The organism is Mesorhizobium sp. M7A.F.Ca.US.005.03.2.1 (assembly GCF_003997795.1).
Lineage (GTDB): Bacteria > Pseudomonadota > Alphaproteobacteria > Rhizobiales > Rhizobiaceae > Mesorhizobium > Mesorhizobium ciceri.
Genome location: NZ_RZRP01000131.1, coordinates 1 through 10,474, shown reverse-complemented (window position 1 = coordinate 10,474; position 10,474 = coordinate 1). Strand labels below are relative to the sequence as shown.

9 protein-coding genes and 1 pseudogene are annotated in these 10,474 nt (G+C 63.1%); 3 read left to right on the top strand and 7 right to left on the bottom strand.

What is annotated here, in order from left to right:
* A partial coding sequence (locus EN991_RS10250; protein ID WP_206519183.1) for an arginase family protein occupies nucleotides 1-422 on the top strand: 422 nt, incomplete at its 5' end.
* On the opposite strand, the gene EN991_RS10245 is transcribed toward EN991_RS10250, so the two are convergent.
* From EN991_RS10245 to EN991_RS10215, 7 genes are all read right to left on the bottom strand, one after another.
* Nucleotides 423-1,799 carry an FGGY-family carbohydrate kinase gene (locus tag EN991_RS10245; protein WP_127368689.1) on the bottom strand — a complete coding sequence of 459 codons (1,377 nt, stop codon included), beginning with the start codon at nucleotides 1,797-1,799 and terminating at the stop codon, nucleotides 423-425.
* Nucleotides 1,796-2,113 (bottom strand): L-rhamnose mutarotase, encoded by a 318-nt coding sequence (rhaM, locus tag EN991_RS10240; RefSeq protein ID WP_127368688.1) that lies wholly within the window; start codon nucleotides 2,111-2,113, stop codon nucleotides 1,796-1,798. Before rhaM ends, EN991_RS10245 begins: the two co-directional genes overlap by 4 nt.
* Nucleotides 2,113-3,108: an ABC transporter permease gene (locus EN991_RS10235; protein ID WP_127368687.1), complete on the bottom strand. Its 996-nt coding sequence runs from the start codon at nucleotides 3,106-3,108 to the stop codon at nucleotides 2,113-2,115. Before EN991_RS10235 ends, rhaM begins: the two co-directional genes overlap by 1 nt.
* A complete protein-coding gene (locus EN991_RS10230) occupies nucleotides 3,105-4,079 on the bottom strand; it encodes an ABC transporter permease (protein WP_127368686.1) in 975 nt (324 codons plus the stop codon). The genes EN991_RS10235 and EN991_RS10230 overlap by 4 nt, the downstream gene beginning before the upstream one ends.
* A complete protein-coding gene (locus tag EN991_RS10225; protein ID WP_127368685.1) occupies nucleotides 4,076-5,617 on the bottom strand; it encodes a sugar ABC transporter ATP-binding protein in 1,542 nt (513 codons plus the stop codon). The genes EN991_RS10230 and EN991_RS10225 overlap by 4 nt, the downstream gene beginning before the upstream one ends.
* An 84-nt stretch (nucleotides 5,618-5,701) precedes the next feature.
* A complete protein-coding gene (rhaS, locus tag EN991_RS10220) occupies nucleotides 5,702-6,697 on the bottom strand; it encodes a rhamnose ABC transporter substrate-binding protein (protein WP_013533599.1) in 996 nt (331 codons plus the stop codon).
* A 55-nt stretch (nucleotides 6,698-6,752) separates the two neighbouring features.
* Nucleotides 6,753-7,562, bottom strand: a complete 810-nt coding sequence (locus EN991_RS10215; protein ID WP_013533598.1) for a DeoR/GlpR family DNA-binding transcription regulator — start codon at nucleotides 7,560-7,562, stop codon at nucleotides 6,753-6,755.
* Between the two features lie 185 nt (nucleotides 7,563-7,747).
* Between EN991_RS10215 and EN991_RS10210 the strand changes: the two genes are divergently transcribed.
* Nucleotides 7,748-9,850 (top strand): bifunctional rhamnulose-1-phosphate aldolase/short-chain dehydrogenase, encoded by a 2,103-nt coding sequence (locus EN991_RS10210; RefSeq protein WP_127365808.1) that lies wholly within the window; start codon nucleotides 7,748-7,750, stop codon nucleotides 9,848-9,850.
* Nucleotides 9,851-9,862: 12 nt separating this feature from the next.
* Nucleotides 9,863-10,474 (top strand): annotated as a pseudogene (locus EN991_RS10205) (sugar isomerase); the annotation flags it as partial.

The following is a 10,474-nucleotide window of genomic DNA, read 5'->3' as shown; positions in this document are numbered from 1 at the left end:
ACCACAAGGCGGGCGCGCTGCAGCCGCAGCTGTCGCCGGAGAATGTCGTCATCGTCGGCCTGCGCCACGCCGATCCGGCCGAAGCGCGCGTGCTGAAGGACTCACGCGTGTCGGCCTTCACCATGACCGATATCGACGCCATGGGCATGCGCGACCTGATGCATGAAGCGATCCGTATCGCCACATCAGGCACGCAAGGCTTTCATGTCAGCTACTCGCCTACAGTGACCGAATTCGCCGGCTGGGCGGCGGGCTCCGGTGGGCTGACCGTGCGCGAGACGCATCAGGCGATGGAGGCGATCGCGCTCTCCGGCGGGCTGCTGTCGATGGATGTGTCGGGCCTGACCGCGGATCTGGAGCCGCGGATCGGCACCGATGCGGTCAATTTCGTCATGTCTGCCTTCGGCAAACGGATTCTCTGATCAGCCCTGCACTTCCACTGCCGCCCGCCATGCGCTGACATAGTCGACCCAGGCTGGGTCTATAGGCCGTTCTATTCTTTCGCCCTTGCCCTGTGCCATCAGTTGATCGGATGCCAGCAGCGCCGCGCCGATGCTGGTGCCGGTGGCGGCCTCCGACGCAACCACGGCGCGCGCCGTGGCTGCCGCCAGCATGCCGACAAAGAGCCGGTTGCGGGCAAAGGGGCCTTCGACCGTGGTCGGCCCGTCGGCACCGATCAAGTCGAGGCAGGTCGCCGTCATCAGAGCCAGATAGAATGAGATGGCGGCAAAGCGCTGGCCTTTGTTGATGCCGTCGGCGTTGAGCCATGCCGCGGCATGGTGCGGGAACGGCCCCGAACCTTGCTGGGTCGACGGCAGCAGCAGCATCTTTCGCGCCAGCACGGCGCCGACATCATCCTCGGTCCACGGCTCCGGCTGATCCTTTGTCAGCACCGAAAACTCGCGGCCGCCCATGAAGCGCGCCGAGGGAACGGGATCACCGAGCGCGTTGACATTGACCAGCGTGTCGCGCGCGGCATCCAGCGCAATCTGTTTGCCGCCGACCGCCATCGATACCACCCAGGTGCCGGTCGAGACGACGGAGAAAGGCGGCTTGTCGGAGAGAAGATGCGGCAGCAGCGAGGCGTTGGAATCATGCAGGCCGCAGAACACCGGCGTGTGCGGATCCAGTCCGGTTCGCACAGCAACGGTGGGCAGGATCGGGCCGAGGCGATCGCTGGCCGGCCGCACCGGCGCCATCAGGCTTCGCCACTCCAGCCTCTCGACCAGGGATGAAAAATCCGCTGTCCACGGGTTCCACAGGTCGGTGTGGCAGCCGAGCGAGGTGACCTCGTTGGCGGCGATGCCGGTCAGGCGCAAGGCCCAGTATTGCGGGTACATCAGCAGCGCCGCGGCCCTGGCGAATTCCGCCGGGAAGCTCTTCTGCTGCCAGAAGAATTGTGCTCCGAGATTGAGGCCGAGCGGCAGGCGCGGCGTGCCGGTCTCGGCAAAAGGCGGGCGGATCGCGTCGTAATCCTCGGCCATCCCGTCGGGGCCGTCGAACTCATAGTCGAGCACCGGCAGCACCAGTTCACCCGCCGCGTCGACCAGCACGCCGGTCGCGCCATGGGTGGTGATCGAAATGGCGTCGATGCGCTGTTCGCGGTTGAGGCCGGCAAGGCTTTCGAGGATGAATGCCCACAGTGCCTTGACATCGTGATGTGGGTAAGGCGCCTGCCGCACCGGCGCATTCGCCATGCGGCGCAGCGCCACCTCGCTCAACGTGGCGAGGTCGACCAGCGCCACCTTGGCGTTGGTCTTGCCGATGTCGATGACGGCGATGTGACGCATCGCACTCATGCCATGTGGAACATTGTTTCCAGCTTCACGGCCACCGGCTCGTTGTCCAGCCTGGTCTCCATGATGTCGGCCATGTGGGCCCACCAGCGCTGCATCACCGAATGTCCGGGCAATTCGTCCATGCGGTGGTCGTCTTGCCGCCACAGCACACCGAACAGGATATTGGTCTCCTCGTCGAGATGGATGGAATAATCGGAGACGCCGGCCTGCTTCAGTAGCGCGACCAGCGACGGCCAGATCTCGTCATGGCGCTTCTTGTACTCTGCCTTCATGCCGGGCTTCAGCTTCATCTTGAACGCGTATTTCTTGGCCATCAACGCCCTCCGCGCAGCCGCCGCCAGACGATCGGCAAGGCAATGACGATGATCAGCAGCAGGCCGATGAAGATCGACATGACGATGCCCGGCACATTGAGCAGGCCAAGTCCGAAGGTCACCAGCCCCATGATGAAGGCGGCCAGGACGACCCCAAGAATGCTGCCGGCGCCACCGAGGATACTGACGCCGCCGAGCACCACCATGGTGATGACTTCCAGCTCGTAGCCTTGTGCGATCGAGGGCCGCGTCGAACCGAGGCGCGAGGTGATCAGCACCGAGGCGATGCCCGACATCAGCCCGGTCAGGCAAAACAGGATGAACTTGGTGCGGCCGACGCGCACGCCGGAAAATTGCGCAGCGACCGGATTGTTGCCGATGGCGAAGACGCGTCGGCCGAAACTCGTGCGGTGCAAGAGGAACCAGTAGACGACAGCCGCGATCAGGAACAGCACCAGCTCGAACGACACCACCCACCAGACATAGCCCTGGCCGAAGAAGGCGAAGCTTGAGGGATAGCCTTTGTAGGCCTGGTCGCCGAGGATGATGAAGGCGATGCCGCGAAACAGGCTCATCGTGCCGATGGTGACGACGATCGAGGGCAGGCCGAGCCTTGTCACCAGCAGCCCGTTGAAGGCGCCGCAGCCTAACCCGACGACGATGCCGATCAGCACCAGCACGGGCGTGCCGGCGCCGGCCTGCACCGCCATGCCCATCATGGTCGACGCCAGCGCAATGATGGCGGCCACCGACAGATCGATCTCGCCCGAGATGATCAGCAGCGCCATGGCGAAGGCGATCAGGCCCTTCTCGGTGAAATTGAAGGTCAGATCGGACAGCGAGTACGGGTCGAGGAAATAGGGCGAGGCGAAGCTGTTGATGGCGAAGATGGCGACGGCCACCACGACCAGCAGCGCTTCCCAGGAAAAGATCGCCGAACGCAGCGGCTTGTCGAGCCGGTCGGGAATGTGGCGCGGGGCAGGGATGTCGGTCACGCCTCCACCTTTCTGAGGATGATGCGGCCTTGCTGGCGCTCGCCGCGCGCATTGAGCACGACGGCCAGAATGATTGCGCTGCCCGAAATCGCCATCTGCCAGAAAGGCGAGATGTTGATGACCGGCAGCGCATTGGAGATGATGCCGAGGAACAGTGCGCCTAATACCGCGCCGCCGACCGAGCCGATGCCGCCGGCGATCGAGATGCCGCCGATGACGCAGGCGGCGATGATGTTGAGCTCATAGCCATTGGCGACCTCGACCGAGGCGATCACGTAGCGCGAGATCCAGAGATAGCCTGACAGGCCGCCAATCATGCCGGAGATGCAGAAGACGATGAATTTCGTCCGGCCGACATCGATGCCGGCATAGACGGACGCCGTCGGGTTGACGCCGATCGCGTAGATCGAGCGGCCGAGCGCGGTGCGTGTCATCACAACGAAGAACAGCGCAATGACCAGGATGGCGATCCACGACAGCACCGGAATGCCGAGGAAGGCCGCGCGCTGGAAGCCGATGAACTCCGGGCTCATCTTGTCGGCATTGACCCAGGCACCGCCGGACAGGACGAAGGTGGCGCCGCGATAGATGGTCAGTGTGCCCAAAGTCACCACGATCGAGGGAATGTTCAGCCGCCAGACCAAAAGGCCGTTGATGGCGCCGAGCACCAGGCCGACCAGTAGTGCGATGACGATCAGCAGCGGGATCGGGATTGCCGGATGCGCGGCGTTCAGCATCGCCACCACCATGCCGGTGAAGCAGAGATTGGACGCCATCGACAGGTCGATCGACCGGGTCAGGATGACCACCATCTGGCCAAGCGCCAGGATCATCAGGATCGAGGTGTCGTTGAACACCTGGCGCAGATTGGCCGGATCGGCGAAGGCCGGAAAACGCGTCGAGATCAGCCCGATCAAGACGATGATGGCAGCAGCCAGCCAGATTTCGCGGTATTTGAGGAAAGCCTTCATGCCGCGATCCCTGCTGCCGTCCGAACCAGCGTCTCGGCGTCCAGCTCCTTGTTGTCGTAGACCGCCGCGACAAGCCCCTCGCGCATGACCACGACACGGTCGGACATGCCGAGGATTTCGGGCAGCTCGGACGACACCATGATCACCGACAGGCCTTGCGCCACCAACTCGGCCATGAAGCCGTGCACGGCGGCCTTCGAGCCGATGTCGATGCCCTTGGTCGGCTCGTCCAGGATGATCACCTTGGGCGACGTCGCCAGCCATTTGGCGATGACGATCTTCTGCTGGTTGCCGCCCGACAGTGTGCCGACATCCTGGCTGAGCGAAGAGGCCCTGAGGTCGAGTCGCTCGGTGTAGGAGCGGGCCAGATCGAACTCCTCCGACAGCCGCAGCAGGCCGGACTTCGACGTGCGCTTGAGCGAAGGCAGCGAGACGTTCTGGAAGATCGGCAGGCCGATCACCACGCCTTGCTTGCCGCGTTCTTCCGGTACGTAGACGATGCCGGCATCGATCGAATCCGCAGCCGATTTCGGCGCGATCGTCTTGCCTTCCAGCGTGATCGTGCCGGCTGAGGTGCGGGTGATGCCCGATATCGCCTGCATCACCTCGCTGCGGCCGGCGCCGACAAGGCCGTAAAAGCCGAGGATCTCGCCCTTGTGCAGTTCGAAGCCGATATCGTTGAATTCGGTCGGATGCGACAGGCCGGAAACGGAGAGCACCGGTGCGCCGATCTCGGCCTTGCGCTGCGGGAAGATGTGATCGACCGCGCGGCCGACCATCAGGCGCACGATCTGGCTCTGGCCGGCATCCTTGATCAGGCCTTCGCCGACCATCTCGCCATCGCGGAACACCGTGTAGCGGTCGGCGATACGGTAGATCTCGTCGAACTTGTGGCTGATGAACAGGATCGCCTTGCCATCGCTCTTGAGGAATTCGATCAGCAAAAAGAGCTCCTCGATCTCCTTCATGGAAAGCGCGGCGGTCGGCTCGTCCATGATGACGATCTGCGCGTCGATCGACATGGCACGCGCAACCGCGACCAGATGCTTGTTGGCGATGCCAAGGTCCTTCAGCCGCGCGTCGGCGTCGATATGGTCGGCATGCATGGTGTCCAGCACTTCGCGCGCGTTCTTGCGCATCGTGCGCCAGTCGATGGTGCCGAAACGCGTGCGTGGCGCGTGGCCGAGAAAGATGTTTTCGGCCACGCTCAGATCGTCGAACAGCACGGTTTCCTGGTGGATGGCGGTGACGCCATGGCCGAAGGCGGCATGCGCGCTGGGCAGGGTGACGGCGTGGCCGTCTATGCTGATCGTGCCCCCGTCGGGCTGGTAGATGCCGGTCATGATCTTGACCAGCGTCGACTTGCCGGCGCCGTTCTCGCCGATCAGCGCCGTCACCTGGCCCGGATAGAGCGACAGGCTGACATTGTGCAACGCGCGCACGCCGGGAAAGCTCTTGGAGATGCCGGACAGCGTCAAGCGTGGAGCCGGGGCCGGAGGCCGCTCCTTCACCGCGCCGTGTTGGGCTGTCGTGTCCATAGTCGTATCAAGCCCTGAAACAAGGTTCGTTTAAAGCCGCGGCGGGACGTGAGCCCCGCCGCGTCAGCTCTAGAGAACTCCAGATCAATAGATCTTGGAGAACTTTTCGATGTTCGACTTGTCGAACTGGAAGGGCGGAGCCATTGCAGCCGAGTTGGTGTCGTCGAGCGTGACCTTGCCGACGCGGCCGATCGACAGCGTGGCGCCGGGCTTGGCCTCTTCCTTCTTCACCGCCAGATCATGGGCGAGGTAGACGGCCGAGTAGCCGAGGTCGATCGGGTTCCACAGCGCAACCGCCTGGCTGGAACCGTTGTCGATGAACTTCTTGAACTCGGACGGCAGTGCGAGACCGGTGACATTGACCTTGCCGATCAGGTTCTCGTCGGTGACGACCTGGGCGGCGGCAACGACGCCGACGGTGGTCGGCGCGATGATCGCCTTCAGGTTCGGATAGGACTTCAACAGGCCCTTGGCTTCGTCGGTGCTCTTGGCCGAATCGTCATCGCCGTAGACGGTGGCGACGAGTTTGATCTTGGGGAACTTCTCCGGCAGGATCTTCTTGGCCGCGTCGATCCAGGCGTTCTGGTTGGTCGCGGTCGAGGAGGCCGACAGGATGGCGACCTCGCCGCCTTCCGGCAGGTGGTCGGCGGCGAGCTTGATGATGGTCTCGCCGATCAGGCCGGTGTCGGACGGGTTGAGGTGAAGCTGGCGACCTTCCTTGGCGACGCCCGAATCCCACGAGATGACGGTGATGCCGCGTTCCATGGCCTTCTTCAGCACCGGCACCAGAGCGTCGGCGTCATTGGCCGAAATGGCGATGGCGTTGACCTTCTGCGCGATCAGCGAATTGACCACTTCGATCTGCGCTTCGGCGGTCGCCTTGGTCGGGCCGGTGTAGATGATGTCGACATCGCCAAGTTCCTTGGCCGCCTCTTCGGCGCCCTTGTTGGCGGCATCGAAGAAGCCGTTGCCGAGCGACTTCACCACCAGCGCGATCTTGACGTTTTCGGCGTAGGCTGCATTCACGAACATGGCGGCTGAGAATGCAGCCGTCACCATCAATTTCTTCAAGAAGCTCATCGAATTTCCTCCCTTGAGCGTTGCATTCCATCGCCGCTGCGAGCGCGAGTTGGCCTCAGGCCTGCAGTGAAGATTCTTCCTTGTTGGTTGCGGATGTGCGGGCGACGATCAGCGTCACGCCGGCGGTCTCCAGCATCTTGGCTTCACGATCCTCGATGCCGTCATCGGTGATGACGGTGGCGATGCGCGACAGGCCGCACAGGATGAGGCTGGAGCGTTTGCGGAATTTCGAGGAATCGACCAGCACCACCAACTCGTCGGCCTGGTCGATCAGTTTCTGCTCCGCCTGGATCAAGAGCGGATCGCCCTCCATCAGGCCGAGCGGCCCCAGACCCTGCGCACCCATGAACATGCGGCGCGCATAGAAATTGCGCGTCACGTCGTTGTCGAAGGGCGACAGGATGATGTTCTGCTCGCGATAAATGGTGCCGCCCGACAGCATCACCGTATTCTTGGAGTGCTTGAGCAGGTGCTCGGCGATGGGGAACGAATTGGTGAAGATCGGCATGCGGCGGCCGGTCAGGAAATGCACCATCTGGAAGGTGGTGGTGCCGCCATTGATGATGATCGGTTCGCCGTCGTTGCACAGCTCGACCGCTTCACGCGCAATCGCCCGCTTCTGCGAGGCGTTGATGGTTTCGTTGACGGAAAAGGGCCGGCCGGCCAGCCCGATGAACTGCGGCGGCGAGATTGCCTCGGCGCCGCCGCGCACGCGGCGCAGGCGCTTCTGGACGTGGAGAGCCGCGATATCGCGCCGGATCGTCGCCTCGGAGGACTCCGTCAGGTCGACCATCTCCTGCACCGTCACCACAGGCTTTTCCTGGACGGCGGACAGAATGATCCTGTGGCGCTCTTTTTCGTGCATGGTTCCTCCCTGCCCGGGCATCTAGGCACCCAAAACGCGCAGTGTCAATCATTTCCGATCATATAATTTCATTGTGCAGTGCAATATGATCGATATTGATCGTTTGTGATTGACAAGCCGACCGCTTCCGTGGAAATTCGGGGCCAAATGGCCGCGCCTTCTGCGTGCCTTCGGGAGGATTTCTTATGCTCGACAAGCGCACCGGCGCGCGCCTCGCCAATCTGTGGGACGAGGCCAAGGCTCACGCCATGAGCGGGCCGGAACTTCTGGTCTACCGTTCGAACACACTTGGTTCCGACAAGCGGGTCACCAACTATGGCGGCGGCAACACGTCGTCGAAGATCTGGCAGAAAGACCCGCTTACCGGCGAGGATGTCGAAGTGCTGTGGGTCAAGGGATCGGGCGGCGACAGCGCCTCGATCAAGCTGGACGGCTTTGCCACGCTCTACATGGACAAGCTGCGCGCGCTCAAAGGCCTCTATCGCGGCGTCGAGCACGAAGACGAGATGGTCGGCTTCCTGCCGCACTGCACCTTCAACCTCAATCCGCGTGCGGCTTCGATCGACACGCCGCTGCATGCCTACGTGCCGAAGCCCTTTGTCGACCACATGCATCCCGATGCCATCATCGCCATTGCCGCGGCGAAGGATTCGAAGGCGCTGACGAAAGAAATCTTCGGCGAGGCCATCGGCTGGCTGCCGTGGAAGCGCCCTGGCTTCGAACTTGGCCTGTGGCTGGAGAAATTCTGCCTCGAACACCCAGCCGCCAAGGGCGTCATCCTGGAAAGCCACGGCCTGTTCACCTGGGGCGACACCCCCAGGGAATGCTACGAGACGACGATCTCAGTGATCAACCAGGCGATCGAATGGTTCGAGCGCCGCTCCGAGGGTGTCGCTATCTTCGGCGGTGAAGCGGCCAAGTCGCTCGACGCCACTGAGCGCCGTGCCATCGCGGCCAAACTGATGCCGAGGATTCGCGGCCTGATCTCGGAAAGGAGCCACAAAACAGGCCATTTCGACGATTCCACTGCTGTGCTCGAATTCGTCAACTCCAGGGATCTGCGCCCGCTGGCGGCACTTGGCACGTCGTGCCCTGACCATTTCCTGCGCACCAAGATCCGCCCGCTGGTCATCGAGTTCGATCCGGCAAAACCCGATGTCGATGCCGTCATCGCGCGTCTTGCCGACGACATCGCCGAATATCGCGTTGGCTACCAGGCCTATTACGACAGCTGCAAGCATCCGGACTCGCCCGCCATCCGCGATCCCAATGCCGTCGTCTACCTGATGCCCGGCGTCGGCATGTTCACCTTCGCCGGCGACAAGGCGACGGCGCGCATCTCGGGCGAATTCTATGTCAACGCCATCAACGTCATGCGCGGCGCCTCCACCGTGTCGTCTTATGTCGGCCTGCCTGCACAGGAAGCCTTCGACATCGAGTACTGGCTGCTCGAAGACCTGAAGCTGCAGCGTATGCCGAAGCCGAAGTCGCTTGCCGGCCAGATCGCCCTGGTCACGGGTGGCGCCGGCGGCATCGGCCGCGCCACGGCCAACCGCCTGCTGCGCGAAGGCGCCTGCGTGGTGCTGGCCGACATCGATGAGGCGGCACTCGCCAGCACCAATGACGAACTGGCGAAAGTCTACGGCAGGGACTTCGTGCGGCCGGTGCTGATCAATGTCACCTCGGAGGAGCAGGTCATTTCGGGCTTTGCCGAGACAGCGGTCGAGTTCGGCGGCATCGACATTCTGGTATCGAATGCAGGGCTGGCCTCCTCGGCGCCGATCGAGGAGACGACGCTGGCGCTGTGGAACAAGAACATGGACATCCTGTCGACCGGTTATTTCCTGGTCTCGCGGGAAGCGTTCCGGCTGTTCCGCGCGCAGAAGATTGGCGGCAACGTCGTCTTCGTCGCCTCCAAGAACGGCCTTGCCGCATCGCCGAACGCCGCCGCCTATTGCACCGCCAAGGCTGCCGAGATCCATCTCGCCCGCTGCCTGGCGCTGGAGGGCGCGGAGGCGCAGATCAGGGTCAATGTCGTCAACCCGGACGCGGTGCTGCGCGGCTCGAAGATCTGGACCGGCGAGTGGAAGGAACAGCGCGCCGCCGCCTACAAGATGTCGACCGACGATCTGGAGGAGCACTATCGCTCGCGTTCGATGCTGAAGCGCTCGGTCTTCCCGGAAGACATCGCAGAGGCGATCTATTTCCTGGCGTCCGACATGTCGGCCAAGTCGACCGGCAACATCATCAATGTCGACGCGGGCAACGCCCAGTCGTTCACGCGCTGAGCGGAGGGGACGATGGAACACATCATCTCCGCCGGCCTCGTCGACAAGGACAACGCCGCGCGCAAGGCCAACCTCGAGCGCGACTATGCCTCGCTCGGCGAGCGGCTCGACCGTCGCGGCATCGCCATCGACGCTGTCAGAGACAAGGTCGAGAAATTCGCGGTGGCGATCCCGTCCTGGGGCGTCGGCACCGGCGGCACGCGTTTTGCCCGCTTTCCCGGTGCCGGCGAGCCACGCGACATCTTCGACAAGATCGAGGATTGCGCCGTCATCCAGCAATTGACGCAGGCGACGCCGACCGTTTCCCTGCACATTCCGTGGGACAAGGCCGATCCGAACCGGCTGAAGCAAGCGGCCTCGCGCTTTGGCCTCGGCTTCGACGCCATGAACTCCAACACCTTTTCCGACGCCAAGGACCAGAAGCTCTCCTACAAATTCGGCTCGCTGTCGCATGCCGACGCCGGCACGCGCCGGCAAGCGGTCGAGCACAATCTCGAATGCATCGAGATCGGCAAGACGCTCGGCTCCAAGGCGCTGACGGTGTGGATCGGCGACGGTTCGAACTTTCCCGGCCAGGTCAATTTCGCCAAGGCATTCGAGCGCTATCTCGACGCCATGAAAGAG

Bases quoted from the DNA above. Each gene is read 5' to 3' on its own strand.
- rhaS (WP_013533599.1), bottom strand. From the start codon at position 6,697: ATGAGCTTCTTGAAGAAATTGATGGTGACGGCTGCATTCTCAGCCGCC.
- EN991_RS10215 (WP_013533598.1), bottom strand. From the start codon at position 7,562: ATGCACGAAAAAGAGCGCCACAGGATCATTCTGTCCGCCGTCCAGGAA.
- EN991_RS10210 (WP_127365808.1), top strand. From the start codon at position 7,748: ATGCTCGACAAGCGCACCGGCGCGCGCCTCGCCAATCTGTGGGACGAG.
- EN991_RS10230 (WP_127368686.1), bottom strand. From the start codon at position 4,079: ATGAAGGCTTTCCTCAAATACCGCGAAATCTGGCTGGCTGCTGCCATC.
- rhaM (WP_127368688.1), bottom strand. From the start codon at position 2,113: ATGGCCAAGAAATACGCGTTCAAGATGAAGCTGAAGCCCGGCATGAAG.
- EN991_RS10245 (WP_127368689.1), bottom strand. From the start codon at position 1,799: ATGAGTGCGATGCGTCACATCGCCGTCATCGACATCGGCAAGACCAAC.
- EN991_RS10225 (WP_127368685.1), bottom strand. From the start codon at position 5,617: ATGGACACGACAGCCCAACACGGCGCGGTGAAGGAGCGGCCTCCGGCC.